Below are 25,470 nucleotides of genomic sequence, written 5' to 3'. Positions count from 1 at the left end.
TCAAGTTTACAGTAGCTTAAAATACCTAGTCGACAAACCCTTTCTGTCTGAACAGCCCTGATTTTCAATTCAACTATTTGCCTATTTTTTTGTATTTTAGCCCTCCAATATTTTTAGGTCAATGATACTCCGCCGTTCCCTCTGCTTTTTAACTGTAGCTTTTGTTAGCTGGCTGATTTCTTCTTGCCAGTTCTCGCGTCAATCACTTTTTAGTTTGCTGCCCGCCGACGAAACTGGAATTACGTTTTCCAACCGGGTCACCAGCAACGATACCATGAGTATTCTGAATTTTGAATACATGTATAATGGTGGTGGCGTGGCCCTCGGCGATTTCAACAACGATGGCCTGGAAGATATTTTTTTCTCCGGGAATCAGGTTGCCAACAAGCTTTACCTCAACAAAGGCAACTTTAAATTCGAAGACATTACCGAAAAAGCGGCGGTCGGCGGCAGCGGAAAGTGGTGCTCCGGCGTGATGCTGGTCGATATCAACAACGATGGCTGGATGGATATTTACGTGGCGGCTACGGTAAGCCGAAACGCCGCCATGCGCGAAAATTTGTTGTACGTCAATCAAGGGGCCAGCAACGGAGCCGCGCCGGTTTTCAAGGAAATGGCCAAAGAATACGGCATCGCAGATGACAGCCATACGACCTGCGCCGCCTTTTTCGATTACGACAAAGATGGCGACCTGGATTTATACGTGGTTACCAACACGATTGAGCTTTACCCCAATGCCTACCGGCCTAAAGTAAACGACGGCTCCTCCCCCACCACCGACCGCCTGTACCGCAATGATTTTGACGCGAAGCTTGGTCATCCGGTTTTTACCAACGTCTCCAGACAGGCCCACATTCTGGAAGAAGGCTATGGCTTAGGCATTAACATTACCGACATCAACCGGGACGGCTGGCCTGATGTTTATGTTACCAACGATTACCTGTCGGATGACTTATTATACATTAATAATCAGGACGGGACGTTTACCAACAAAGCCAGCCAAACGTTCAAGCACACCAGTAATACGGCGATGGGCAACGACATCAGCGACATCAACAACGATGGGATGATGGATGTCGTTGTGCTGGATATGTTACCGCAGGACAACTACCGCAAGAAAATGTTCCTGGCGCCCAACAGTTACCAGACCTACCTGAACAACGATGAGTTTGGGTACAACCACCAGTATGTTCGGAATACCTTGCAGCTTAATCAGGGATTTCAGCCCGGTACACGCCAGCCCATTTTCAGCGACATTAGCCTGCTGGCCGACGTGGCCGAAACCGACTGGAGCTGGACACCCATGGTCGTTGATTTTGACCACGATGGACACCGGGATATTATCGTCACGAATGGCTATCCAAAAGACATTATTGACCGCGACTTTATGCAATTCCGGGCCAGTACTTCCTCCGTGGCAACGCAGGAATATATTCTGTCGCAAATCCCGGAAGTGAAGATCAGCAATTACGCCTTTAAAAATAACGGTGATCTGACGTTTAAAGATGCTACCTCGGATTGGGGCCTTCGTTCGCCTTCTTTCTCCAACGGGGCCGCTTACGGAGACCTTGACAACGATGGCGATCTGGATTACGTGGTCAATAACATCAACGACTCCGCCTTTGTCTACCGCAATAATTTAATTGAGCAGAAAAAACCAGACGCCAATTTTCTGCGGGTCAAATTTAAAGGCTCCGACCAAAATAGCATGGGGCTTGGTGCCTGGGTTGAGCTTCGTTACGGTTCCGGTAAGAAACAGGTTTACGAACATACCATTTACCGCGGTTATTTATCGACGGTGGAAAACATGGCTCATTTTGGTCTGGGAACCGAGGCTACCATCGCAGAGATGCGCGTTACCTGGCCGAATGGCAAAGCCCAAACGCTGCGAAACATTAAGGCCAACCAGGTGCTAACCGTGGATATTCGCCAGGCTACCGAAGCCGCGACTTTCCCCACAACTCCATCGGGCCAGTTTTTTCGGGAAGTTACCGATTCGCTGAAATTCAATCTGGTGCATCAGGAACCCGAATACATCGATTTTAATCAGCAAAAGCTTCTTCCTCACAAGTTATCACAATACGCACCGGCGATCTCAGTGGGCGATATCAATGGGGATGGGTTAGACGATATGGTAATGGGTGGTTCTCAGCAAAACGCGACCATGCTGCTGCTGCAATCCAGTTCGGGCACGTTTCAGCAGAAGCCCATTGACAACCGGGGATTGGATAAACAAGAGGAAGACATGGGAACCCTGCTCTTCGATGCCGACGGTGATGGCGATTTGGATTTGTATGTCGCCAGCGGTGGCTCGGAAGGCAACGCCAACACGGATGTTTTTCAGGACCGGCTTTACACCAATGATGGAAAAGGCAACTTTACGCTCGTTGCCAATGCCTTACCGCAAAATTTTACCAGCAAATCCTGCGTCAAAGCGACCGATTTTGACCACGATGGCGATTTGGATTTATTCGTGGGCGGGCGTGTGGTTCCGAACCAATATCCGCGCCCTGTATCCAGCTTTATTCTACGGAATGACTCCAAGGCGGGGCAGGCCAAATTCACGGACGTTACGGCTACGGTTGCCAATGGCTTGCTGAATCTGGGACTGGTTTGCGATGCACTCTGGACCGACGTAGACAACGATGGCTGGCAAGACCTGATGCTGGCGGGCGAGTGGATGCCAATTACGCTTTTACGCAACGAAAAAGGCAAATTTACCGCCCCGACGCCCGTTAGTCTGGGCTCTAGCGCCACTCCATTAAGTGGCTGGTGGAATAGCCTCATCGCTGCCGACTTTGATCAGGACGGAGACATGGATTATATCGCTGGTAATTTTGGGCGCAATTCGCTTAACCGAGCCAGCGAAAAACAGCCGATTTCGGTTTATGCCAAAGACTTTGATAACAACGGCTTTTACGACGCCATTCCCACGGCTTATTTCCCGGATGAGCGGGGCATACGTCGCGAATATCCTTTTCACGGTCGCGAAGACGTTATCAAACAGATGATTTCGATGCGGGGGCGTTTTCCTTACTTCAAGGATTTCGCGATGGCTCCGATGGAGAAATTATTGAAAGAAGAAGAATTAAAAGATGCTATTGTCCTGAAAACCAACTACCTGAATTCGACTTACCTGGAGAATAAGGGTACCGATTCCAATGGCGTTCCTCAATTTGAATTGCATGATCTACCGACCGAGGCCCAGCTAGCGCCCATTTTTGGGATGCTTGCGGATGATTTTGATAAAGATGGCCATATTGATTTGCTCGCCGTTGGCAATGATTTCAGCAATGAAACCTTTACCGGGCGCATGGACGCCCTCAATGGTCTGCTGCTTCGGGGCAATGGCAAAGGCGGGTTTGCGGCCCTGCTTCCTTCAGAAAGCGGCTTCTTTGTGCCGGGAAATGCGAAAGGACTCGCTCGTTTAACGTCTGCCGATGGCTCCCCTCTGATTGTTGCCACGCAAAACCGGGGGCCTGCCAAGTTGTTCCGTTGCCCCAAAGCGGCATATACCTTCCGTCTGCAACCCACGGATGCAGCAGCACTCGTTACATACGCTGGCTCTAAAGGAGCACCCGACCGAAAACAACGCCTGGAATTTGGTTATGGAGAGTCGTTTTTGTCCCAATCAGGCCGGAACGTAACGCTAGGGCCTGATGTGAAATCCGTTGAAGTCATTAATTACAAAGGACAGAAACGCTTGATTCCCTTAAAAGCGCTGGCTAGCAACTAACAAAAAGACCCGCCTTCTGGCGGGTCTTTTCTTACTCGTTCTGAGCAATGACTTCACTCAACGGTCGCAGGTTGGGCGGCAAAGCTGCTTCCTCATCCGTCATATACGGGAAAATATCCAGAATCTTTGTGGTATTTACATCGGTAATTTCAAACGGAATCAGCATGGTTTTCAGGCTCTGCTCCACTCGCTCGTAAGCCTGTTTGGCATTCTCAGCGTTTACCAGCATCATGTTAACGATGCGTTTCTCGCGGCCTTTGTCATCCTCTGTTACGTAAACAACCTTGCATTTATACCAGGTGTCACCGCCTTCCTCAAAATGGAAAACATCCGCCAGACGCATGGGACTGATGGTCGCTACCGAAAAATTAGGCGTATTAGCCGCCACTTCTTTGTACAGTCGGGCTTCGGCATCGGTATACGAAACAGCATCCACCAGATAGGACTCGTTGATTGTCTTCAACTTAACCTGATCTCCCCGGCGGTCCGTAACAATTTCTTCTTTTTGATAACGAATTTTTCCTTGATACCAACTAGGCATTTGGCTGATAAATAATGGATCGCAGCGCAGGCGGCCAACGATCCAGAATGAATAATGAATGAGCTAGACAAAGGTAACTTTTGTGTATTTGTTACGGAAGCAGATAATCAAGTATCTTGCTTTAACGGACACCCCATCAACGTAATCCGACGCTTCGTCAGAACGGCCTTGGCAATCCTTCTGTAGACGTCCAATTTTGCTTCATCGTTTTTTGTGTAGATTTATATGGATACTGTTTTGACCTGGTTACTTGCTGTCGATCTGGCTCCTACCGGGACTGTTCAGCCAGCCGCCGTTAATGCTTATTTTCAACTGGTTATTTTATCAGTTGGTCTGGTCGCGCTGATTACGACCGTTTGGTGGCGGGCCGATATTGCGTCGAATGAAGAAGTTTCCGAAGGCGTAACCATCACGCGCTTCGACCGACTGGAAATCAGCGGTGCCCTGAATGTGCTGGTTACTGCCGGCGTTGAACCGTCGCTCATTACCCGGGGTCCGAAGCAGGTGATCAATGGGCTGCGCATCCGGCAATACGGCAACACCCTGAAAATCAGCCAGCGTTTTCGTTTCTGGCACTGTTCGCGCGATTTACTCCTGACGCTTACAACACCGGACATGCGCAGTGCCGAAATTTCCGGTGCAAATCTGGTGCAATTCAAAGAATTTAAAAACCTGGATATGTTTGATCTGGAAGTAACCGGCGCGTCGAACGTGACGTTTGAGGGCGAACCCGCCTCGATCAACGCCGAACTAACCGGCGCATCCCGCCTCACCATGATCGGGCACAGCAACCATTTAACGGCAGAATTAACCGGGGCATCTTCGCTTCACGCTTTTGACTTCCCGGTTGAACACGCCACCATCGAGTTGACCGGGGCTTGCCAGGCCCATCTGTATGTTCACCAACAGTTGGCCGCCGAAGCAACCGGCGCCAGTCGGATTCAGTACCGTGGCGAACCCATCATTCGCATTCAGAGTGCAGGAGCCAGTTCCATTAATCGGGTCTAAGTCATGAAACCAATTTTTCGCCGCCTCTTTCTGCTCCTGCTATCCGGTTGCGTTTTAGCTGCTATTCTGCTTAAAGTAGATTCACCTTTGTCGATCAGCTTCCGCATTCAGCTTATTTTTCTAGCTCTTGGCGCGGGCTTCATTATCTATCACTCTCTGTCCTGGTCGGTGTTGTACATTGTTAACCGCTCCGCAGAATACCTGACTCCGCAGCAGCTCGTGGCCAGTACCATTACGTCTTCAGTAATCATTGCTGCTGCTGTAGGCGCCACCGCTACGTCTTCCTTACGCTGGTTCTGGGGCATTCAGTCAAGTCTTTTGGATTATGTATTCAATGCGGGATTGCTTGCCTTAATCACTGCCAGTGTGACGGGTGTGTATTCGCTGCGTTTGTTTGTAGGCCGCTGGAAAGCCCTGACCCTCATGGAGGAAGGGCTAAAGCAAGCCGTTCTAAAAGCCGAATTCGATTCGCTAAAAAATCAGGTTAACCCGCACTTTCTCTTTAATTCGCTCAATATTTTAAGCGCCCTGATTCCGGAAGATACGCGCAACGCCGTTCATTTTGTGGAACGTTTGTCAAAAGTTTTTCGCTACAGCCTTCAACACTCCGATCAGAATACGGTCGATATTGCCACCGAACTACGGGTAGCCGAGTCGTATCTGTTTATTCACGAAATGCGCTTCGGTGATAATTTCCACTACGATATTTGCCTCTCAGAAAGCGAGCAGAGCAGGCAAATCATTACGCAAGGCTTGCTGACTTTGCTCGAAAACGTCGTTAAACACAACGAAATTTCGGGCGAAAAACCTTTGCTGATCGAGATTTTTGCCGAAACAGATTACCTGGTCGTCCGAAATAACTACCAGCCAAAAAATCATTTGCAAGTTCAGTCGAGTGGTATTGGTTTGAAAAATTTGCAGAACCGCTATGCTCAACTCAACGACAAGCCGGTGCAGGTCGAAAAAACCGAAGAAACGTACACCGTAAAATTGCCCCTGTTATGAAAATTCTGATTGTTGAAGACGAGCCTCTGGCCGTAAAACGCATTGCCGCGCTGATCAAGGAAGTAGAACCCGAAGCGGAAGTGATTGGCCGCGTGGAAAGCGTGCGGGCCTTTATCCGCTGGTGGAGCCAGCACCAGATTGCCGATACGCCCGATCTTTTACTGATGGATATTCAATTAGCAGATGGCTTGAGTTTTGAAATTTTTCAGCAGATAGACGTCCCGACACCCGTCATTTTCACAACCGCTTACGACGAATATGCGTTAAAGGCGTTCAAAGTCAACAGCGTTGATTATTTATTAAAACCGATTGAGAAAGAGGAGCTTGGCAAAGCCATTCATAAGTACAAAACCCAGCGCGGCAGCGCACCCCAACCAAGCGACCTGACCAAAGTACTGGACGCCTACGGCCTGAAACCGCCAGCCTACAAAAGTCGGTTTTTGCTCCGCCAGGGCGGACGATTTGAAGTCATTGATACGGCGGATATTCTGTACCTCTATGCCGACGAAAAAGTGGTTTTTCTCCTGACCAACCAGAATCGCAAATACATTGTTGACGAAACGCTGGATGAACTGGAAGGCAAGCTGGACCCCAAAGATTTTTGCCGCATTAACCGAAAATACATCACCCACATTTCAGCCATTGAGCGGATTGAACCCCACCTGAATGGCCGCCTCCGCTTGTGGCTCCGGCACCGTCCGGCGGAAGAGGAAATTTATGTCAGCCGGGAGCGGGCCGAGGGCTTTAAAGGCTGGCTCAATAAATAATTGTTTGTATTCAAGCACGTACAAAAAAAGCCGCTCCACAAGTTGGGAGCGGCTTTTCGGTTCTCTTAACCTAAACAATAAGTTTATTTCCTTAACTCTAATTTTACCTAATTTTTAGTCAACTGTCAGAACGCGCGTTACCTCTACGGAAGGCGAAAGGATTTGGAAGTTTTTGGTAACTGTGTGTCCTTTTGTCTCAATAATCAGTTGGTACGTACCGTCTTCCAGATCGCTGATGTCGAGCTTCGTGACCATGTCCGTCTGTTTCTTGCTCATGTTCTGACGATAGAGCAAAGATCCTTTGGCGTTGCGCAGGGATAAATTGGCACAGGCTGACTCGCTTTTGCGGACGCTTACCCAAATTTTGTTGTTTACGGTTTTGAAGGCCGCTACCTCCAGCGCTGCCGCCACGTTTTTCTCGGCGGCAGGTTTAGCATCCTTGGTTTTATTGTCAGCAAACGCCGTTGTTGCAGTCAGCAGGATGGCGGCAATAAACCATTTGATGTTGGACAGGATTGCAGAATTGATGGTGTGAGATTTCATGGTGTTTGTGTATTTGTTGTTGTGTTGTTTACTAATTGACTACATCTCTCTAATGCCAATACTTGTGCCAACCCAAAAACAAATTCACAAAACACTCATTATCAGCCTATTAATTTTTTCGAAAAATCTAAAATTGTACGCTATCGGACACTTTCGTACAGAAGCGGACAATTATGTCCGGCCAGCATAGCCAGAACACCCCTAAAACGCGAAAAGGCGCTCAGCCTTCGCCTAGCGCCTTTCCATAAAGTTGAGTGGACATAATCGGAAAGATATATCAATACATACGAGCCTCTGTTCAATTTAGATTGAAGAAGTCAAAAATAATCTGACTACTGAGATTTGACCGTGATCTCATAAACAAGGGGCGAATAAGGAGGCACAATGTAAAAGCCAGTAGAGCGGTTTGGCGACCCCTGCGCACCATAGCCCCGCGCCGATGGAAAAACGAAGGTGGCTCTATCCCCTACGCGCAGTTTTAGAACGCCTTTATCAATCGCTTCGATTCCCAGTTGGTTGGCACCCGCTTCGAATATTGCATTTTCCCGCACATCAAACGGTTTATTCGTGCGCAGCACCTTTCCCGTAATTGCTACCGTTACGTTCTTTCCACTAACGACCCTCGCACCAGTTCCGCGCTCGGTATAATACACCCGAATGCTATCACTTCCCAGCGAATCGGTGGTGCTTCGTAAGCCATTTGCTCGAAGGTAATCCTGAATCTGCACGGCTTCATTTCTCGATTTCAACAGCCGAACGTCAAAGATAACCGCACTGTATTTTGGAATATTAGCCCGCACGGAGTCGCTGAACGCCAGGTTATTGGGCAGAAATAATCTAGCCCGTTCGCCAACGCGCATTAGCCGCAGCCCTTCATCCAAACCGGGAACCATTACCCCAATCCCGATGGGCAACCGAAGGGCATTATCCGTTGTCACGCTGTCAACGCGGCGAGCTACCGTATTGTCCAGGTAAGAGAGCACATACGTAAACTCTACCTCCTCACCCGTTTGTGGACTTACGGTAGAGCTACTAGGCTCATCAATAATGTAGCGCATGCCCGAGCTGGTCGCCCGAAATTCAGTAGCTAAATTATTAGCAATTAAGTAATTATCTATTTCCTGTATGTTTCTTGCTACCTGCCCTTCAGCCGGATTATCGAAATCATTTTTGCAGGCAAGAAACGCCAGGCCCAGTAAGCCAAACAAGAATAAGGTAGAAAGCTTTGACGCCATGTTCTTCTAAAATTCGTCTTTACAAAATTGACACCTTTTCGGGTATAAACGTTGGAAAATATTTTTTCGGTGAGTGATTTTTTCCAAGCTGGCGAAAAAATAAAGCCGCTGCAGGCAGCAACCGTTCTCCTACGGATTCATGGCGCATAAAAAATGCGGCAAAGCTGTTTTCCAACTCCTTTGCCGCATTTTTGCTCAGCAGGTTAACCGCTGATTAGAGCACCAATCCACTCCGACGCAACATGGCCTGTGGCGACGGCTCACGGCCCCGGAACTTCTTGTAAAGCTCCATCGGCTTCTCGCTACCGCCTTTTTCCAGCACATTCCGACGGAATTTGTCGGCTACTTCCTTATTGAAAATGCCTTTTTCCTTGAACGCTTCGAAGGCATCGGCATCCAGTACTTCCGCCCATTTATAGCTGTAATAGCCTGACGAATAGCCGCCTGCGAAGACGTGCGAGAACGCCGGACTTGTTGCTACGCCCGCCGGAACCGGAATCAAGCTTGTTTTCTGGTCAATTTTCTTCTCCACATCCGCCACCGATTCACCCGTTGGCTGCTGGCTGTGCCAGTACATATCGATCATGCCCAGTTTCACCTGACGCATGGCACCAATTCCGGCCAGGAAGTTCTGGCTAGCGCGAATTTTGTCAATCAGTTCCTGCGGAATGGTTTCGCCGGTTTGGTAATGCTTGGCAAACAGTTTCAACGCTTCCGGCTCGTAGCACCAGTTTTCCATCACCTGTGAAGGCAATTCAACAAAGTCCCAGGCAACGCTCGTACCCGACAGGCTTGAATATTTCCCTTTGGTCAGCATGCCGTGTAAGCCGTGGCCAAATTCGTGAAATAGCGTCGTTACTTCGTTGAAAGTCAAGAGCGAAGGCTTCGTTTCAGTCGGACGTGTGAAGTTACAAACGTTCACTACATGCGGACGGATATCAACTCCATTCAGCATCTCCTGGCTCCGAATACCATTCATCCAGGCCCCGGCGCGCTTGCCCGGACGCGGATGGTAGTCTCCGTAGAAAACCGCTAAAAACTTACCGTTTTCGTCAAATACATCGTAAGCTTTTACCTCCGAATTATAAACCGGAATGTCTTTATTTTCCTTGAAGGTCAGGCCATAAAGCTTATTCGCTACCGTGAAAACGCCATTTAGCACATTGTCCAGTTTGAAATAAGGCTTCAGTGTCTCGTCATCGAGATTATAGCGTTCTTTTTTCAGCTTTTCTGAATAGTAGCCAAAATCCCACATTTCCAGGTTCTGGCCTTTGAAGCCCTGCGATTTTGCGTAGTTGGTCAGGTCGGCCAGCTGGCGCTCAGCAACTGGTTTAGAATGACCCAGCATTTCGTCCAGAAACTCCTTCACCCGGTCGTTGGAACCCGCCATCCGGTCTTCCAGCATGTAATCCGCGTGCGTTTTGTAACCCAACAGTTTAGCGCGGTCGTAGCGCAGCTGCACCAGCCGCTGGATGGTTTGCTCGTTGTTGTTTTTGTTGTTCTGGAAACCGCGTGAGTTGAAAGCCAGATACAATTTTTTGCGCAGCTCGCTATTGTCGGCGTACTGCATGAATGGGCCATAGCTAGGCGCTTGTAGCGTAAACAACCAACCTTCTTTGCCTTTCTGCTTCGCCGTTTGCTTGGCGGCTTCGCGGGCAAATTCAGGCAAGCCAGCCAGGTCTTTCTCGTCCGTAATCAGCAGCTCATATTCGTTGGTTTCGTTCAGAACGTTTTCCCCGAATTTGAGCGATAACTGCGACAGCTCTTTGCTGATTTCCCGGAATTTAGCTTTATCTGCTTCCGACAAATTAGCGCCGTTACGGGCAAATCCTTTGTACGATTTTTCCAGCAACATCTTGTCCTGGCCGTCGAGTTTCAGCTTATCGCGCTGCTCATAAACGGCTTTCACGCGTGCGAACAACTTTTCGTTCAGGGAAATGTCATTGCCGTATTCGGTCAGGAGCGGCGACGCTTCGCGGACGATGCCTTGCAGTTCAGGCGATGTTTCTGAACTATTCAGGTTAAACAATACCGCCGAGACCTTATTCACGTCATCACCCGCCCGCTCTAATGCAACAACGGTATTTTCGAAGGTAGGCTTAGCCGGATTATTGACGATGGCATCAATTTCTTTTTTTCCCCGCACAATCGCTTCTTTCAAAGCGGGCAGGTAGTGTTCGTTCTTTATCAGATTGAACGGTACCGTCTCGTGGGGTGTACGATACGGTTGCAGGAACGGATTCTCACTCATTTTCGCTTGTTGAGCAAATACCGGCTGGGCAAAAGCTACCGGAGTAACTGCCGCCAGCAGGAGTGCCCGACTGGTTAGTTTTTGGAGAGATAACATACAGGTTTGTTGATTGGGTTTCGTTAACTCAATTGTTCACCAATTTTTAGGGTTACTAATTTACCAATAAATTGGGTGAGGATACTAATTTTGGGTTGAGCGGTTGAAAAATCACGCAGATTATGGGAGAAAGCCAGGCTAAACTGTTCTTTACGCCGTTGATTGCAGGCGTAATTTGTTAGTCGGATAAAAAAGTTTTACGCTTCGGTTAATCCTTCTTCACCAAAAACGGGTGGAAACGTACACCATGAATCCGGTTAAACTCCAGAGAGGGAGCCGCGATTTTCTGAAATTGCACCGTTCCGATAAACCGCCGCCACGAGTCATCCAGTGTGCCAATTCGCGAAAGGTCGGCGTCAGGAGAAACGTAAAACTGCCGATAGCGCTCAAATTTCACTTCACGGCCATCTTTGTCAAAAATCTGCGGATTTTCGTGCCCCCCGACCATGCCGCTACCGCTGTAGCCAACCGCCAGATTCAGCCATTTAGGAAACGACGGCCCAACAGGTGCAATTGAGGCGATATTAAATGAAACCCAGTATTGTTGCGCATTGTAATCTTTTAATAACTGAACGCCCGTTGTTTTCCCCAGCACATTGGGGCGGTAAGGCGCGTAGATGCTTTTTCGCCAGCCAAAGCGCATGGTTGCTTTCTGTTCGCCAAATCCGTATTGCTGGCCCATAAAGAGGGCCGTTCCGGTGATGTTAGCCAGCATATCGCCCCTGGAAAATCCCCAGCCTTCGGAATAGCCGTCAAACACTTCGATAGTGCTTTGAAATAAAAGCGCCAGTAACCCGCCCGTCAGCACCGCAGGCCCTTCTCGAACGCCGCTCCATTTCATTAATTCATACCCTCCCCGGGTGAACAGATAGGCCGTAGCAACGTGCCCTACCTTATCCATTTGCAGCCACTCCCGATTGTCATTAAAGCTGTGAAAAGGCACCGATTTTTTGTACCATGCTTTCTTGAGCATGAATAAGGTTACGCCATAAAATACGGTTGTACCTATAATGACCCCCGTCAGCCGCCCACGGTTAAAACTTTCTGGCTGGGGGGTGGTTAACGTGATTGGTGGTTGAGCACGCGTGATCGAAGCCGTTGTCAGGTGGCAGAACCAGCTAATAAGTATCGTATAAATCCAAAACTTCATGCGACAAAGTACGCGAAAACTCCTTTGTCCTGAAAACAGATACCCGTAAACTTCCACCACTACGGGCGGCTTCCTAGCGGAATTTTCGGTGGGACCGAAGCCGGAGTTAAACAGGTAATTATGATAAGGTTCAGCGCTAAAGTTAGGGATGGTTAAGGGCACTGTTCGACAAAACCACGAACTTTTTTCAATAATCCAAGACTTTTCTGACAAGGTGTTCCTTAGGGAACAAGAGTATCACAGATTTTGTATTATTTTGATAATCGACAACGTACTGTCCAATCATGGCTAGAACTAGTAAGTCTATAAAAAGTAACCCCGATGTTGTTCTGATTGGGGCTGGTATTATGAGTGCCACCCTTGGAGTGATGCTGAAAGAACTCCAACCGGACTTGACCATTGAAATTTTTGAACGGCTGGATATGGCCGCCGCTGAGAGTTCCGATGCCTGGAATAATGCCGGAACGGGCCACTCTGCCTTCTGTGAATTAAACTATACGCCCGAAAAAGAAGACGGGTCGATTGATACGGCAAAAGCCATCAAAATTGCGGAATCCTTTGAGGTTTCCAAGCAATTTTGGGCTTATCTGGTCCAGCAGGGTTTCCTGACCGATGCGCCCGATTTCATTCGTCAGATTCCGCACATGAGCTTTGTGTGGGGCGCTGAAAATGTAAATTACCTGCGTAAGCGGTACGAGGCCCTTCAGCAAAGCCCGCTTTTCAAGGGAATGCAATACACCGAAGATAAGGAACAACTCAAAAAGTGGGTTCCGCTGGTGATGGAAGATCGCGATTCGACGCAACCCGTGGCGGCAACCCGCATGGAGATTGGCACCGACGTGAACTTTGGCGCGCTGACGCGGGCCATGTTCTACCGCTTGCAGAGCATGAAAGGCGTGAACATCCACTTTGCCCACGATGTACGCGACATCTGGCGCTCGAAAAGCATGGGTGGCTGGAAAATACGCATTGAAAATACAACGACGAACCAGGTACAGGATGTTCGGACTTCGTTTCTGTTCATTGGTGCCGGTGGCGGTTCATTACGACTGCTGGAGAAAGCTGATATTCCCGAGAGCCGGGGTTACGGTGGTTTCCCGGTCAGTGGCCAATGGCTGAAATGTACCAACCGGGATGTCATTGAACGTCACCAGGCTAAGGTCTATGGAAAAGCTTCCGTTGGTGCGCCTCCTATGTCGGTTCCTCACCTGGATACGCGCATTATTGGGAATCAAAAAGAGCTGCTTTTTGGCCCCTATGCCGGTTTTTCAACGAAATTCCTGAAACACGGATCGTACTTTGATTTGCCAAAATCCATCCAGTTGAGCAACATGGCTCCTATGTTGATGGCTGGGATGCATAACCTTCCGCTGACAAAGTATCTGATTCAACAGGTGATGCAATCGCCGGAAGATCGGCTGGCAGCCCTTCGGGAGTATTTCCCCAACGCCCGGATGGAAGACTGGGAGTTGGAAATTGCCGGCCAACGGGTACAGGTCATCAAAAAAGACGAAGAAGAAGGCGGTGTACTGGAATTTGGTACGGAAGTAGTGAGTGCAGCCGATGGTAGTATTGCGGCCCTGCTGGGTGCTTCGCCGGGTGCTTCGACTGCCGTTTCCATCATGATCGATTTGATGAAGCGCTGTTTTAAAGAACAGATGGCTTCGGCAGAATGGCAGGAGAAATTGAAGCAGATGATTCCATCTTACGGAATATCAATCGCCAACAATCCACCGCTGATTGATGAGCTTAGAGCCCAGACAAGTGAAGTTCTGGGACTGGATGTTGCCGTTTATACGACGGACGATAACTAAAATTTTTGGGTCATCGGATGATTGGTAAATTATCTGATGACCCAAAAATAAAATGAGATTATACGTTGATGTCGCCAACCATATCTTCTGGCTTCACCCATTCGTTAAACTCGTCCTCAGTCAGGTACCCCAGCTTAATGGCCGTTTCTTTCAGTGTTGACCCTTCACGGTGCGCCGTCTGGGCAATTTCAGCCGCTTTGTAGTAACCAATTTTCGTATTCAGAGCCGTAACCAGCATCAACGAATTGTTAACGTGCTTGGTAATGTTCTCCTCAATCGGACGGATACCTTCTGCACATTTGTCATTGAACGACACGCAAACATCCCCAATCAGGCGGGCTGAGTGTAGGAAGTTGTAGATCATCACGGGTTTGAATACGTTCAGCTCAAAATGTCCCATTGAGCCACCTATATTAATCGCCACGTCGTTGCCTAGCACCTGCGCAGCTACCATGGTCATCGCTTCGCACTGCGTTGGGTTCACCTTACCCGGCATAATGGACGAACCAGGCTCATTATCGGGAATGAAGATCTCCCCGATTCCGGCGCGTGGTCCTGACGACAGCATCCGAATGTCGTTGCCTATTTTCATGAGGCTAACCGCTACCGTTTTTAAAGCTCCGTGGGCTTCCACAATAGCGTCGTGGGCAGCGAGGGCTTCAAATTTGTTTTCGGCGGTAACGAACGGCAAACCCGTCAGGTCGGCAATGTGTTTCGCTACGTTTTCCGAATAGCTGGGCGGTGTATTGATGCCCGTTCCAACCGCCGTTCCGCCCAGAGCTAGTTCCGAAAGGTGGGCCAGCGAATTGTTGATGGCCCGCAAGCCGTGGTTTAACTGCGAAACGTATCCCGAAAACTCCTGACCCAACGTCAAGGGCGTTGCATCCATGAAGTGCGTCCGGCCAATTTTGACCACGTTCTTAAACTCTTTCGCCTTGGCATCCAGCGTATTGCGCAGCTTCTCAATGCCCGGAATCGTTACTTCGATCAGGATTTTATAAGCCGCAATGTGCATCGCCGTTGGAAACGTGTCATTCGACGACTGCGACTTGTTCACATCATCATTGGGATGCAACGCTTTTTTCTCGTCCGTTAATTGACCGCCTTGCAGCACGTGAGCGCGGTAGGCAACCACCTCGTTGACGTTCATATTCGACTGCGTTCCTGAGCCAGTCTGCCAAACCACCAGTGGAAACTGATCATCTAACTTACCTTCCAGAACCTCGTCGCAGGCCTGCCCGATCAGGTCCGACTTTTCCTGTGGTAATACACCGGCGTCCAGGTTCGTCAGGGCAGCGGCTTTCTTCAGATAAGCAAATGCCCGGATGATTTCGCGGGGCATTTTATTAATATCCTGGGCAATTTTGAAATTTTCAATAGAGCGCTGGGTTTGCGCGCCCCAGTAGACATGAGCAGGCACTTGTACCTGGCCCATTGTGTCTTTTTCAATGCGGTATTCCATTGTTGGAGACGTTTACGTTGGAGGTTAGCTCCGTTCGAGCGAACGAATGGCTAATCGTTTCGACGTCAAAGGTAGAACAGAACGCTAAATTTATCTTTCTGTGTGACGCGATTGCGCTGCATTTTGGCGAATTTTAATTCATTGAAACCCCAGGCTCCCGCCCGAGCCCTTTGCTGAATTGGTCTCTTTTTTATTATTTCTTTTAACTAAGACGACTTTACTGATTACTACGTTAAATCCTATTTGTCCATCAATTCGCTCTGTCCCTATACGTTAACGGATACCTGAGACTTATTTGATTCTTTACATGTGACAAAATCGGGCTTTTGGCATCTAAACAGGGTGATGATTTTTCACGGTCTGATCCGTCATCCTATTCAAAAATTACAAATTATGTATCTTTTTTATCCGTTTTATCCTGATCATGAGCGAATTAGTAATTTGATCGAGACCCATCGAGAAACGAGAAACAGGCTGAAAGAATTAAGAAATATCGGACGACAATATTTGTTGAAAGAATTGGAGCTCTCCCGTTTAGAGGATAAGTTACGCCTTCAGATTGCTCAGCCCAATCGTAAGAAAAAGCAAGAATCAGTATCGCAACTGGAAGAAAAAATTCAGATGATTCGGCACCACGAACTCCCGGTTATGACGTTTTACCGCACCGAGATGCGGCAAAAAACAGCGTACATCCGGCAGTTAGAAAAAGAAATCCGGCAATTGCTTTCCTGCTATAGTTTCCGTCACCCAAATTAACATTACCTGGTTTAAAACGTATAATTACCCAACAAGCGAAGGGTGCTGCCTGATCAGGCAGCACCCTTCGCTTGTTGGGCCTTTTTTTCAAGCCTACCGATTACGAAAAGAAGTTGAAAAAAGTTACCTTTCTTTCGGATTTCTAGTATGTTTACTGGCCTTCAACCGCTTGCTTTATGTTGTTCAATAGTGGTGCTTTTGTCGTACTAGCCGTAACTACGTTTGTTTTTTATTACCTCCCTATTGCCAGAAAATGGCAGCTTTCTATTTTAATTATTTCCAGTTTAACTTTCTACGCCTACAACCAGCCTGATTTACTGACGCTCCTACTCTTATCGGTTTCTCTTAATATCGTTGCTAGTTATTTGGTTGTTTATGGCTCCCCTAGCCGGCAGAAATTTCACGCAACCTGGGGTGTAGTCGGCAATCTGCTTATTCTGCTTTTTTTCAAATACAGCCCACTCATCGGAGGCACTTTTTTCGGTTCGTATAATCCGGTAGGTTCTTTTCTGATGAGTATTCCGCTGCCGATTGGTATTTCTTTTTTCACTTTTCAGGGCATTAGTCTGGTGATCGACACCTATACCGCCCGAGATAAATCGGAGTTTCGCTCCTATATTGCCCGAAACCTCTACCAGCATGCCGAACGCGTTTTGTTTTTCAAGGCCTTTTTTCCGCAGCTCGTCTCCGGCCCGATTGTTAAAGCGCACTATTTTCTCCCCCAAATTCAGCCAAAATACCTGAAAGATATTCGCTGGGAGTACTGTTTCCGGACTCTGGTAATGGGGTATTTTCTCAAAATGGTCATTGCTGATAACTTGAAAGACCATACAGCTTATATTGCTTATCCCTTTTTTGAAAGCTTCTCATCGTTGACCTTGGTCGCATTGCTGTTTGGCTACTCCATGCAGATTTTCGCTGACTTTGCGGGCTACTCACTCATCGCCCTGGGGTTTGCAGGGCTGTTTGGCTATCAATTCCCGACCAATTTTAACTATCCTTATATCGCTGCTTCTTTTTCGGATTTTTGGCGGCGTTGGCACATTTCGCTCTCTAGTTTTTTGCGCGAGTATTTGTACATTCCTCTGGGCGGCAACCGAAAGGGGCCCCTCCGAACCTACGCTAACCTGATGATTACGATGGTTTTGGGCGGTTTATGGCACGGAGCGGCCTGGAGTTATGCCATCTGGGGATTGGCGCACGGTCTGGCGCTGGCGCTGGAACGGCTGCTGTCTGATAAAGTACGTTCTCCGTTGCTTCGTCTGCATCCCGTTCTAAAAGGCACGATGGTCTTTTGTTTTGTTTCTTTGGCATGGCTCTTGTTCAAGCTTCCTGAGTTCAATCAGGCGCTGGCTTACCTGCGGGCCATTGCTACCAATACGCATCGCCCCCACGACGGCCTGATTATCAGTTTCATCATGATCTATTCGACACCCGTTGTTCTGTATCATTTTCGTGCCTTAGTGCGCGAGCGGGTGGCCTCTTATGACCAGCCTCGGTGGGACTATGCCTTGTATGGTTTTTTACTTTTCTTGATTATTACCAATAGTGGTTCTAGTGATTCATTCATTTATTTCCAGTTCTAATGGTTGGAAAAGCTCTACTCGTCACCTTTTTTCTTCTCTTAGGCTATGGACTGCTCATCGAGCGGTACCAAAAGAAAATTCAGCGCACGGCCCAAACCATCGGGCAGCGTAATCTGGTCAAAGGAGAGGAGTATCTTTTTGAAGCCAGTTCCTGGGCTGATACCGTCATTCTCGGTTCGTCCATGAGTGAAATGCTGCTTTCCGAGCAGCCGTCGAAGCATCGGTATAACCTGGCCATGCCGGGTTTGTCGGCCCATGAGGGGCTACAGCTGATGCAGCTGGCGAAGCACATTCCCCGTGTTTTGCTGATCGAAATTAACACGCTCGTCAAGGTTCAAAAGCTCTCCTTGATGGACGAGTTCAAACAACCTGCTACATTGCGTCTGAAGCAGTATCTTCCCTTTACCCGCCAAAAATACCAGCCTGCCGGTGTGCTGAAAGCGGTTCTCCGTGATTGGTTTGGTACGCCTACGACACCTGCGATGGTTGTTAGCGCGCCCGACTCGGCCTTGCTGCAAAAAGGATTTCGAGCTTATGGGCCTTTTATTAAACCCCTTCCGCCCGATTCGGTTTTTCGGCAGACCTTTACCCAGCTCCGCCAGACGCTGGACAAATTTCATCGCCGGGGAACGCGCATTATTTTTTATGAAATGCCTAATCACCCTGTTATTCAGAGCATTCCGCTAGCGCAAAAAACGCGGCAATTTGTTCAGATTTTTTTCAACGCTCCGGGATATCATCGAGTTGCCTTGCCGCACGAAATCTACCAAACCTCCGACGGAGTTCATCTATTACCCCCAGAGACGGTTCGTTACAGCGTCTTTCTGAACCATCAATTAGCTCAGTTACCACACCAGCTGCAATTAGCCCAAAGCAAAATGGATTGACCTATAAAACCGGAATTGGATTGCGGTGGTCGTCAATGGCAACAAACGTAAAAGCACCCGTGATGGCTTTTTTGCGGATTTCACTATACATTTCCTCCACATAAATATCAACCTGCACCTGCAAGCTGGTTCGGCCAATGGTGTGCACTTTTGCAATCAGCTCAATAAAAGTGCCGCTGGGAATGGGCTGCTGAAAACTAATTTTTTCGGAGCTGACCGTCACCATCTTTTTCCGGCTGAAACGCGTGGCGCAGATAAAAGCCGCTTCATCCATCCATTGCAGCGCCGTACCGCCAAAAAGGGTGTCATGGTGATTGGTGGTGTTGGGAAAAACCATCTTGAACAGATGGGTTACAGAGCGCTCAATCCGCTCCTGAACGGGATTCATGTCAGTTGTATTCGGTACCATATTCTTATCACAGCGGTCTATTTTTGTAAGACCCACCGCCACAAAAGTACGTCCATTTAACTGATTCCGCACGTTTACCGCTCCTCAAGCGGTTCACCTCAGTAGGGCCATTGCCTTTTCAAACACTTTATCATTGCTCACGGCGTAACCATTTGTTTCCGAAGCGTTGCCTTTCACTGCTCTGGCTTTCAGGAGCATCATGTACCCAAAACTGTTACCTTTAACCGCATGAATCCACTACTGGCCCTTGTTCAGCAGCTTAGCCCCTTATCGGCCGAAAGTCAACGGGCGTTTGAGCAGATTATTCGCTTTGACCGCTTCCCCAAAAATACCGAACTGCTGTCCATCGGGGCCGTCTCCCGCCATCTCTACTTTATTCATCGGGGATTGGCGCGGGTTTTCTATTACAAAGAAGACATCGACGTTACGGATTATTTTGCGGTTGATAATCAGTTTATTGGTGCCGTAGCCAGCCTTTTTACCGGTGCACCTTCCAACAAAGGCATTCAGGTTCTGGAAGATTCCGAGGTTTATTATTTAAACAATGTCGATTTTGAGCAACTGGCCGATAAACACCACGACTTGGAACGAGTTGCCCGAAAACTGGCCGTTTTTGGCTTTCTGGAATCACAAAGCCGGCTGGAAAGCCTCCAGTTTCTGAGTGCCAAAGAACGTTATCAGGAGTTAAACCGCCAGTACCCTGGCCTAACAAATCGCGCGCCGCTAAAATACATCGCCTCCTATCTGGGCATTACCCAGGTTAGCCTCAGCAGAATTCGCGCTGAGCTCTGATTTTTTAACATTTGTAAAAAGATCTTTCCGTATCTGCCTGCACTTTTGCACCAAGCAAAAAACAACAGATACGCATGAAAACAGTCATCATTGGAGCCGGAATCGGCGGACTTTGTACCGCCATCGCCCTACAGAAAATAGGAATTGAGGCCGATATTTACGAAGCGTCTCCCGTTATAAAGCCCGTCGGGGCCGGCCTGGGGCTCGCCGCCAACGCCATCAAAGCCTTCCAAAAAATTGGCATTGCCAACGAAGTGATGGAGGCGGGCCGATTTCTCGCTACGTTTTCTATTCTCGATCAACAAGGGCGCGTTATTACCCAAACCGATAGCCTGGCCGTTAGTCAACGCTATGGACTTGATAACTTCACCATCCACCGGGCAGACCTCCACCGCATTTTACTGAATCACCTGGATTCGCGCCGCATCTTTACCAACAAAAGGGCGGTTTCCATTGAACAGCTTGGCTCGCAGACCAGTATTCTGTTTCAGGATGGTACAACCTGCCTCGCCGACCGCCTGATCGTGGCCGATGGCATCCACTCTCCCATTCGCCAGCAGCTTCGGCCCGATGCCAAACCGCGTTACGCGGGCTATACGTGCTGGCGGGCCGTTGTTGATAACAGTCAGCTAAACATTCAGGAAGCCACTGAAACGTGGGGAACTGCCGGACGAATTGGCTTTGTTCCACTGGCGAATAATCAGTTATACTGGTTTGCCTGCGTAAACGCGCCACAGCAAGACGCGCGCCTGAAACAATTTAGTGTTAAAGACCTACAGCACCATTTTCGAGGCTATCACCACCCGGTCGCTGCGGTTCTGGAGCAGACGCGCAATGAGCAATTGTTGCATAATGACATTATTGACCTGGCCCCGCTGTCTCAGTACGCTTATGGAACTATTCTGTTGCTAGGCGATGCGGCTCACGCCACCACGCCCAACATGGGGCAAGGGGCCTGTCAGGCCATTGAAGATGCGGCGGTGCTGGCCGATGAACTTAGAAACGAAGCGAATACGGCGGTGGCTTTTAAGCGATTTGAGCAACGGCGGCTGGACCGAACTCATTTTATCGTCAATCAATCGCGGCGAATTGGCCAGGTTGCGCAGTTGGAAAACCGTTTTTTAGCCTCACTGCGGAATGGATTAATGCGTTTGCTGCCGCCCAAAGTGAATGAGCAACAACTAGAAAAACTGTATACGGTCGATTTTTAGGCTTCTCCTGGATGGGGCTACTTTCCCATCCAGGAAATCACCTCCTACATACCACTGAATTCCAACACTTTAGTAAAAAACTTACAAAGTTCTTTATTTATTTCTTGCATCGAATTACCTGAGCCTGTATGTTTGTTTAAAATTAGTCTAAATAAGATCACAGACCAAAACTTGATCATTTCTAGACAAACGGTCTACCAACTGACAAGCATGACTAAAACTAGATAACATAAAACATTAAGCCCTGTGTACCATGCAGATTCAACGAAGTCTACCGCGAATTACCTGTTTCTGGACACAGGCACAATTTACTCACCGACCCACGCCATAACACCATGAATACCTGTCAGCCAAAAATACTCATCAGCCAGGACGGTTTTTGCATTGCTCAATGCCAACATTGCCAGCGCATTGGCCTTACGTTCCGAAATCTCCTGATAGGCTTTGAACAAACGGAGTTTCTGGATTTGTGCCAGACAGTAAGTAGGGTAAATTTTGATGAATCATCAACCGTTTTTCCGGGTGGGCAACTGCAACTGGTGATAAATACAGGTCACCCGGACATTCAGTTTATGCTGTCGCGCCAGGAGTTCACCACGTTTAGCTCGGGGCTTTCGCAGGCTTCGCGCCGGATTGAAATGCAGCAATTGTTGAAAATACAGTCGAACTGACCCAGCAGATACAGAATAACTAAGCTAGGACACGCATGGAACACGAACATCGGTTACGAACACTAACAGAGCGGGAAAACGGTTACATTGGCTATTGCGCAGGCTGCCAGAGCTATAATGTAGCTTATAAAAATTCGCTGTTTGTCTTGCAGGAGTCTGAATTTTCGTGTTACCGCCAGGTTTTGGTAAGTCGTGTCGGCATGCGACCCTTTTTCACGACTCACGGGAAAGAATGGCTTTTGAAGACCCCTATGCTCAACTATTTTCTGCTGCTTACCGACGAGGAAATTGACGAGGTAGTAGCCATGATGGACGAAGCCAGCCTGCTTCGGGAAGTTGCTCAGATTCTGCAAACACCAATCGAAAAAAAACGCCATGAAGACCTTTAACGAGTCAAGCGGAACAATCGAAATTCTGTATCAGGGCGCTCCCCTAACGCTGAGTCTAAACGACGTCGATACGTTGCTCAATTTCAGCCTTCACCCGCGCTGGTCAGCGTTTTATCAGATTGGGCTTCTGGATGTGCGGGATACGTGCGTGCGGACTGTTTTCCAGGGCAGAAGGCTATCCATAACTCTTAAAGAGTTTGAAGAACTGCGGCAGGAGCTACTTGCCTTTTTCTTAAAAACAGATTGATTATCAACAAAAAACAACGACTTTAAATATAATTCATAGGTTAAATACAAGAAAGGACCCGGTTTTTGACCGGTTCCTTTTTATTCTTTCAGACAATTCTCATGCATGAAACAAACGCATTAATTGCCACGGCCAGGGCCAAACTGGAAGATCATCTGCTGACGAAGGGATTTCGGCGGTCGGCGGAACGCTTTGCGATTTTAGACGAGGTTTATTCACGAAACGACCATTTCGACGCCGAAGATTTATACCAGGCCATGCAGCAAAAAGCGTATCCCGTTAGCCGGGCAACGGTTTACAACACGTTGGATGTGCTCGTCGACTGCGGCCTCGTGCGTCGCAACCAGTTTGGTGAGGGCGACAGCATAAAAAGCCGTTTTGAGAAAGCACTGGGTCGGCAGCAACACGCTCATTTGATTTGCACAACCTGCCACCAGGTAAAGGAGTTTTGCGACCCCCGCCTGCACCTGATTAAAACCAACGTTGGTGATACGATGCAGTTTCAGGTCGAGTCGCACTCGCTGGTCTTTTACGGCGAATGCGAAGAATGCACGGCCAAGTCCCAATCACCCACCACCGATTCTACTATTTTATAAAGAAAGTCTATTTACTCAACGTTCCTTTCGCCACGCCGCAGGGCATTCACCAGCAGGTGAGCCCTGCGCGTTGGCTCTGGCAGCCGATATCCGCCGTCGCAACGCAGGGTTAAATCGATGGCCGTCTCCAGATCAATCAAGTGCCCGGGCGAAATATAGACCGGATTAACCTTGTTTTTCGTCCGTAGCGCAGCGCCAATCAGCTCCCGGTAGTGCGTCATCGGCGACCACGAACCTCGCTCCGGCGCGGGCTCCTCGTACTTTCCCACCAGTACTGATTTTCCGCAGCCAAAAGTGGGCCTGTTCAGAAACAAACCTGCGTGTGAGGCAATACCGATGCGGCGGGGGTGCGCAATACCGTGACCGTCGAACATCACCACATCCGGCTCGGACCGTAGCTTTTGCCAGGCCATCAGCAGAGACGGAATCTCCCGAAAAGACAGCAGCCCCGGCACGTACGGAAATTCCGTTTCGCTAACGACACCCGCTTCCTCCACCACTTCCAGCGTTGACAGCCGCAACACCACAATACCGGCATAAACGGTCGTCTCGTATTTGTTAAACGAAATATCACAGCCTGCAATAAGCTCCGGCGGCTTCGTCAACGGGGTAATTTTAATTTGTGAACGCAGCTCCTTTTGCAACGCAACGGCCTCCGCAGGCGTCACTGTCCACGTATGTAACTCCTGATAATTAGCCATTTAGCTTTTTATGCTTGGGTATGGTAAAATTCTATTCTGTTCTACAGGGCTTATATATTAGAAAAACCTTATAAATTTATTAGAAAATAACCCAGCCATTCTAATATGTTGAAAGAGGCCCATGCAGTTGAAACCCCTAAGGACGAGGTTTTCAGGGAAGAAATTCAGAAAGTATCTGATTTTAAGTTCGGAACGACGGTTGCCAATGTCTTTGATGACATGGTAAATCGCTCTGTGCCTTTTTACGAAGAGTTTCAGCGCATGTTGGGTGAATTGACCGCCGATCATGCCCAGCCCGGAACCGATGTTTACGATTTAGGCTGCTCTACGGGTACTACGCTGATTCATATGGACAGCCTGGTGGACAACAATATCCGGTTTATTGGCATTGACGACTCCCGGCAAATGCTGGATAAATGCGACCGTAAGCTGCGCGAATTTGGCTTTACCCGCCCTTTCGAGCTACGCGTTGCCGATTTGAACCAGCGCGTTGAGGTGAGCAATGCGTCGGTGGTTGTTTTGTGTCTGACTCTACAGTTTGTTCGCCCGCTTTACCGCGAGAAGCTGCTAAAAAACATCTACGACGGTCTGGTGCCGGGCGGTGCGTTGCTCCTGGTCGAAAAGATTTTGGCGGAAGACAGCAACATGAACCGCGACTTCATCAAATATTATTACGACATGAAGCGGCGCCATCAGTACAGCGAAATGGAAATTGCCCAAAAACGGGAAGCCCTCGAAAACGTCCTGATCCCCTACAAGCAATCCGAAAACATTCTGATGCTCCGTGATACGGGTTTTGAGACGATTGAAACTTTCTTTAAATGGTATAATTTCTCTGGCATTATTGCGGTAAAAAAACCGGCTTAATTCATGATTCCAATTGGTAATTTTTTCTTTAAGTACCGAAACGTATTATTCATCTTTCTTTACTTAGCCCTGTTCATTCCTTCCCCGCCCCTTTTTTCCGCCGCCAATTTTGGTCCTACGTATTACATCTGGCCGATCGCTCTGGGTTTGCTCATCACCGTTACGGGGCAGCTCGTTCGGGGTGCAACCATTGGGCTGGCCTACATTGTGCGGGGTGGACGCGATAAAAAAGTATACGCCGATCATCTGGTAACGGAAGGAATTTTCAACCATTGCCGCAATCCGTTGTATGTTGGTAATATCCTGATGCTGGCGGGCGTGGGCGTTTTGGCAAATTCGCTGCTGTATGTCGGTGTCTTTATTCCTTTGTTTTTATTCATCTACCAGGCCATTGTACTGGCGGAAGAAAACTTTCTGCGGGGCAAATTTGGTCCTTCTTTCGATGCTTATTGCCAACGCGTTCACCGCTGGTTTCCGAGCTTGAGTGGTTTGGGAAATACATTTTCGGGCATGCACTTTAACTGGCGGCGCTGGATTTTGAAAGAATACAACACCCAGTTTGTCTGGCTTACGGGGATCACGCTCATCATTTTGCTGAAATACGATGAAGTTACCAGCAATGATCCTGCGGTACGCAACACGGCCCTGGCGATCATCCTGCCTTTGTTGCTGTTGATCTACCTTCTGGTACGTTACCTGAAAAAATCGGGTAAAATGACTGATAAAATCCCATCATGATTATTTAAAACG

The 25,470-nt window shown here is 48.5% G+C and carries 24 protein-coding genes; 16 read left to right on the top strand and 8 right to left on the bottom strand.

Annotated elements, in window-relative coordinates:
• Positions 1 to 121 precede the first annotated feature (121 nt).
• Positions 122 to 3,736: a VCBS repeat-containing protein gene (locus L0Y31_RS10220; RefSeq protein ID WP_234737030.1), complete on the top strand. Its 3,615-nt coding sequence runs from the start codon at positions 122 to 124 to the stop codon at positions 3,734 to 3,736.
• A gap of 31 nt (positions 3,737 to 3,767) precedes the next feature.
• Here L0Y31_RS10220 and L0Y31_RS10215 read toward each other — a convergent pair whose 3' ends face one another.
• Positions 3,768 to 4,277 carry a DUF4494 domain-containing protein gene (locus L0Y31_RS10215; RefSeq protein WP_234737029.1) on the bottom strand — a complete coding sequence of 170 codons (510 nt, stop codon included), beginning with the start codon at positions 4,275 to 4,277 and terminating at the stop codon, positions 3,768 to 3,770.
• A 225-nt stretch (positions 4,278 to 4,502) separates the two neighbouring features.
• Here L0Y31_RS10215 and L0Y31_RS10210 point away from each other — a divergent pair, with 225 nt between their 5' ends.
• The 3 genes from L0Y31_RS10210 to L0Y31_RS10200 are packed head-to-tail and all read left to right on the top strand — an operon-like array spanning position 4,503 to position 7,057.
• The gene (locus tag L0Y31_RS10210; RefSeq protein ID WP_234737027.1) at positions 4,503 to 5,285 is read left to right on the top strand and encodes a GIN domain-containing protein; all 783 of its coding nucleotides are present in this window, start codon (positions 4,503 to 4,505) and stop codon (positions 5,283 to 5,285) included.
• Between the two features lie 3 nt (positions 5,286 to 5,288).
• Positions 5,289 to 6,290, top strand: a complete 1,002-nt coding sequence (locus L0Y31_RS10205; RefSeq protein WP_234737025.1) for a sensor histidine kinase — start codon at positions 5,289 to 5,291, stop codon at positions 6,288 to 6,290.
• Positions 6,287 to 7,057: a LytR/AlgR family response regulator transcription factor gene (locus L0Y31_RS10200; protein WP_234737024.1), complete on the top strand. Its 771-nt coding sequence runs from the start codon at positions 6,287 to 6,289 to the stop codon at positions 7,055 to 7,057. The genes L0Y31_RS10205 and L0Y31_RS10200 overlap by 4 nt, the downstream gene beginning before the upstream one ends.
• 114 nt (positions 7,058 to 7,171) lie before the next feature.
• Here the strand turns inward: L0Y31_RS10200 and L0Y31_RS10195 are convergent, their stop codons facing one another.
• The 4 genes from L0Y31_RS10195 to L0Y31_RS10180 all read right to left on the bottom strand — a co-directional run bounded on the left by L0Y31_RS10195 (position 7,172) and on the right by L0Y31_RS10180 (position 12,332).
• Positions 7,172 to 7,600: a T9SS type A sorting domain-containing protein gene (locus tag L0Y31_RS10195; RefSeq protein WP_234737023.1), complete on the bottom strand. Its 429-nt coding sequence runs from the start codon at positions 7,598 to 7,600 to the stop codon at positions 7,172 to 7,174.
• A 332-nt stretch (positions 7,601 to 7,932) separates the two neighbouring features.
• A complete protein-coding gene (locus tag L0Y31_RS10190) occupies positions 7,933 to 8,835 on the bottom strand; it encodes an FKBP-type peptidyl-prolyl cis-trans isomerase (RefSeq protein ID WP_234737022.1) in 903 nt (300 codons plus the stop codon).
• A gap of 214 nt (positions 8,836 to 9,049) precedes the next feature.
• A complete protein-coding gene (locus L0Y31_RS10185) occupies positions 9,050 to 11,182 on the bottom strand; it encodes a M3 family metallopeptidase (protein ID WP_407084071.1) in 2,133 nt (710 codons plus the stop codon).
• A gap of 208 nt (positions 11,183 to 11,390) precedes the next feature.
• Positions 11,391 to 12,332, bottom strand: a complete 942-nt coding sequence (locus L0Y31_RS10180) for a DUF2279 domain-containing protein (protein ID WP_234737021.1) — start codon at positions 12,330 to 12,332, stop codon at positions 11,391 to 11,393.
• A 284-nt stretch (positions 12,333 to 12,616) separates the two neighbouring features.
• Between L0Y31_RS10180 and L0Y31_RS10175 the strand changes: the two genes are divergently transcribed.
• Complete coding sequence (locus tag L0Y31_RS10175) at positions 12,617 to 14,146, top strand: malate:quinone oxidoreductase (protein ID WP_234737020.1); 1,530 nt, start codon at positions 12,617 to 12,619, stop codon at positions 14,144 to 14,146.
• A 58-nt stretch (positions 14,147 to 14,204) separates the two neighbouring features.
• Here L0Y31_RS10175 and fumC read toward each other — a convergent pair whose 3' ends face one another.
• Positions 14,205 to 15,608 (bottom strand): class II fumarate hydratase, encoded by a 1,404-nt coding sequence (fumC, locus tag L0Y31_RS10170; RefSeq protein WP_234737019.1) that lies wholly within the window; start codon positions 15,606 to 15,608, stop codon positions 14,205 to 14,207.
• A gap of 345 nt (positions 15,609 to 15,953) precedes the next feature.
• Here fumC and L0Y31_RS10165 point away from each other — a divergent pair, with 345 nt between their 5' ends.
• From L0Y31_RS10165 to L0Y31_RS10155, 3 genes are all read left to right on the top strand, one after another.
• Entirely contained in the window at positions 15,954 to 16,364 is a 411-nt protein-coding gene (locus L0Y31_RS10165) for a hypothetical protein (RefSeq protein ID WP_234737018.1), read from the top strand.
• Between the two features lie 176 nt (positions 16,365 to 16,540).
• Positions 16,541 to 17,950: an MBOAT family O-acyltransferase gene (locus L0Y31_RS10160; protein ID WP_234737017.1), complete on the top strand. Its 1,410-nt coding sequence runs from the start codon at positions 16,541 to 16,543 to the stop codon at positions 17,948 to 17,950.
• Positions 17,950 to 18,837, top strand: coding sequence for a hypothetical protein (locus L0Y31_RS10155; RefSeq protein ID WP_234737016.1), 888 nt, complete (start codon positions 17,950 to 17,952; stop codon positions 18,835 to 18,837). The genes L0Y31_RS10160 and L0Y31_RS10155 overlap by 1 nt, the downstream gene beginning before the upstream one ends.
• Before the next feature lies 1 nt (position 18,838).
• Here L0Y31_RS10155 and L0Y31_RS10150 read toward each other — a convergent pair whose 3' ends face one another.
• Positions 18,839 to 19,225: an acyl-CoA thioesterase gene (locus L0Y31_RS10150; RefSeq protein WP_234737015.1), complete on the bottom strand. Its 387-nt coding sequence runs from the start codon at positions 19,223 to 19,225 to the stop codon at positions 18,839 to 18,841.
• 249 nt (positions 19,226 to 19,474) lie between these two features.
• Between L0Y31_RS10150 and L0Y31_RS10145 the strand changes: the two genes are divergently transcribed.
• From L0Y31_RS10145 to L0Y31_RS10120, 6 genes are all read left to right on the top strand, one after another.
• Complete coding sequence (locus L0Y31_RS10145) at positions 19,475 to 20,038, top strand: Crp/Fnr family transcriptional regulator (protein WP_234737014.1); 564 nt, start codon at positions 19,475 to 19,477, stop codon at positions 20,036 to 20,038.
• Positions 20,039 to 20,112: 74 nt separating this feature from the next.
• Positions 20,113 to 21,249 (top strand): FAD-dependent monooxygenase, encoded by a 1,137-nt coding sequence (locus L0Y31_RS10140; RefSeq protein ID WP_234737013.1) that lies wholly within the window; start codon positions 20,113 to 20,115, stop codon positions 21,247 to 21,249.
• 335 nt (positions 21,250 to 21,584) lie between these two features.
• Positions 21,585 to 21,920, top strand: a complete 336-nt coding sequence (locus L0Y31_RS10135) for a DUF6686 family protein (RefSeq protein ID WP_234737012.1) — start codon at positions 21,585 to 21,587, stop codon at positions 21,918 to 21,920.
• 35 nt (positions 21,921 to 21,955) lie between these two features.
• Entirely contained in the window at positions 21,956 to 22,309 is a 354-nt protein-coding gene (locus tag L0Y31_RS10130) for a DUF6686 family protein (protein ID WP_234737011.1), read from the top strand.
• On the top strand, positions 22,296 to 22,556 hold the full coding sequence (locus L0Y31_RS10125) for a hypothetical protein (protein ID WP_234737010.1): 261 nt from the start codon (positions 22,296 to 22,298) through the stop codon (positions 22,554 to 22,556). The genes L0Y31_RS10130 and L0Y31_RS10125 overlap by 14 nt, the downstream gene beginning before the upstream one ends.
• Before the next feature lie 101 nt (positions 22,557 to 22,657).
• A complete protein-coding gene (locus L0Y31_RS10120; RefSeq protein WP_234737009.1) occupies positions 22,658 to 23,152 on the top strand; it encodes a Fur family transcriptional regulator in 495 nt (164 codons plus the stop codon).
• An 11-nt stretch (positions 23,153 to 23,163) separates the two neighbouring features.
• Here the strand turns inward: L0Y31_RS10120 and nfi are convergent, their stop codons facing one another.
• Positions 23,164 to 23,853: a deoxyribonuclease V gene (nfi, locus tag L0Y31_RS10115; protein ID WP_234737008.1), complete on the bottom strand. Its 690-nt coding sequence runs from the start codon at positions 23,851 to 23,853 to the stop codon at positions 23,164 to 23,166.
• A gap of 105 nt (positions 23,854 to 23,958) precedes the next feature.
• Here nfi and cmoA point away from each other — a divergent pair, with 105 nt between their 5' ends.
• Positions 23,959 to 24,720: a carboxy-S-adenosyl-L-methionine synthase CmoA gene (gene cmoA, locus L0Y31_RS10110; protein ID WP_234737007.1), complete on the top strand. Its 762-nt coding sequence runs from the start codon at positions 23,959 to 23,961 to the stop codon at positions 24,718 to 24,720.
• Between the two features lie 3 nt (positions 24,721 to 24,723).
• Positions 24,724 to 25,458, top strand: coding sequence for a methyltransferase family protein (locus L0Y31_RS10105; protein WP_234737006.1), 735 nt, complete (start codon positions 24,724 to 24,726; stop codon positions 25,456 to 25,458).
• Positions 25,459 to 25,470 lie beyond the last annotated feature (12 nt).

This window comes from Tellurirhabdus bombi (assembly GCF_021484805.1).
In the GTDB taxonomy this organism is placed as follows: Bacteria; Bacteroidota; Bacteroidia; order Cytophagales; family Spirosomataceae; genus Tellurirhabdus; species Tellurirhabdus bombi.
This window is presented reverse-complemented; position numbering and strand designations above follow the sequence as displayed.

Bases quoted from the DNA above. Each gene is read 5' to 3' on its own strand.
- L0Y31_RS10220 (WP_234737030.1), top strand. From the start codon at position 122: ATGATACTCCGCCGTTCCCTCTGCTTTTTAACTGTAGCTTTTGTTAGC.
- L0Y31_RS10215 (WP_234737029.1), bottom strand. From the start codon at position 4,277: ATGCCTAGTTGGTATCAAGGAAAAATTCGTTATCAAAAAGAAGAAATT.
- L0Y31_RS10210 (WP_234737027.1), top strand. From the start codon at position 4,503: ATGGATACTGTTTTGACCTGGTTACTTGCTGTCGATCTGGCTCCTACC.
- L0Y31_RS10205 (WP_234737025.1), top strand. From the start codon at position 5,289: ATGAAACCAATTTTTCGCCGCCTCTTTCTGCTCCTGCTATCCGGTTGC.
- L0Y31_RS10200 (WP_234737024.1), top strand. From the start codon at position 6,287: ATGAAAATTCTGATTGTTGAAGACGAGCCTCTGGCCGTAAAACGCATT.
- L0Y31_RS10195 (WP_234737023.1), bottom strand. From the start codon at position 7,600: ATGAAATCTCACACCATCAATTCTGCAATCCTGTCCAACATCAAATGG.
- L0Y31_RS10190 (WP_234737022.1), bottom strand. From the start codon at position 8,835: ATGGCGTCAAAGCTTTCTACCTTATTCTTGTTTGGCTTACTGGGCCTG.
- L0Y31_RS10185 (WP_407084071.1), bottom strand. From the start codon at position 11,182: ATGTTATCTCTCCAAAAACTAACCAGTCGGGCACTCCTGCTGGCGGCA.
- L0Y31_RS10180 (WP_234737021.1), bottom strand. From the start codon at position 12,332: ATGAAGTTTTGGATTTATACGATACTTATTAGCTGGTTCTGCCACCTG.
- L0Y31_RS10175 (WP_234737020.1), top strand. From the start codon at position 12,617: ATGGCTAGAACTAGTAAGTCTATAAAAAGTAACCCCGATGTTGTTCTG.
- fumC (WP_234737019.1), bottom strand. From the start codon at position 15,608: ATGGAATACCGCATTGAAAAAGACACAATGGGCCAGGTACAAGTGCCT.
- L0Y31_RS10165 (WP_234737018.1), top strand. From the start codon at position 15,954: ATGATTTTTCACGGTCTGATCCGTCATCCTATTCAAAAATTACAAATT.
- L0Y31_RS10160 (WP_234737017.1), top strand. From the start codon at position 16,541: ATGTTGTTCAATAGTGGTGCTTTTGTCGTACTAGCCGTAACTACGTTT.
- L0Y31_RS10155 (WP_234737016.1), top strand. From the start codon at position 17,950: ATGGTTGGAAAAGCTCTACTCGTCACCTTTTTTCTTCTCTTAGGCTAT.
- L0Y31_RS10150 (WP_234737015.1), bottom strand. From the start codon at position 19,225: ATGAATCCCGTTCAGGAGCGGATTGAGCGCTCTGTAACCCATCTGTTC.
- L0Y31_RS10145 (WP_234737014.1), top strand. From the start codon at position 19,475: ATGAATCCACTACTGGCCCTTGTTCAGCAGCTTAGCCCCTTATCGGCC.
- L0Y31_RS10140 (WP_234737013.1), top strand. From the start codon at position 20,113: ATGAAAACAGTCATCATTGGAGCCGGAATCGGCGGACTTTGTACCGCC.
- L0Y31_RS10135 (WP_234737012.1), top strand. From the start codon at position 21,585: ATGAATACCTGTCAGCCAAAAATACTCATCAGCCAGGACGGTTTTTGC.
- L0Y31_RS10130 (WP_234737011.1), top strand. From the start codon at position 21,956: ATGGAACACGAACATCGGTTACGAACACTAACAGAGCGGGAAAACGGT.
- L0Y31_RS10125 (WP_234737010.1), top strand. From the start codon at position 22,296: ATGAAGACCTTTAACGAGTCAAGCGGAACAATCGAAATTCTGTATCAG.
- L0Y31_RS10120 (WP_234737009.1), top strand. From the start codon at position 22,658: ATGCATGAAACAAACGCATTAATTGCCACGGCCAGGGCCAAACTGGAA.
- nfi (WP_234737008.1), bottom strand. From the start codon at position 23,853: ATGGCTAATTATCAGGAGTTACATACGTGGACAGTGACGCCTGCGGAG.
- cmoA (WP_234737007.1), top strand. From the start codon at position 23,959: ATGTTGAAAGAGGCCCATGCAGTTGAAACCCCTAAGGACGAGGTTTTC.
- L0Y31_RS10105 (WP_234737006.1), top strand. From the start codon at position 24,724: ATGATTCCAATTGGTAATTTTTTCTTTAAGTACCGAAACGTATTATTC.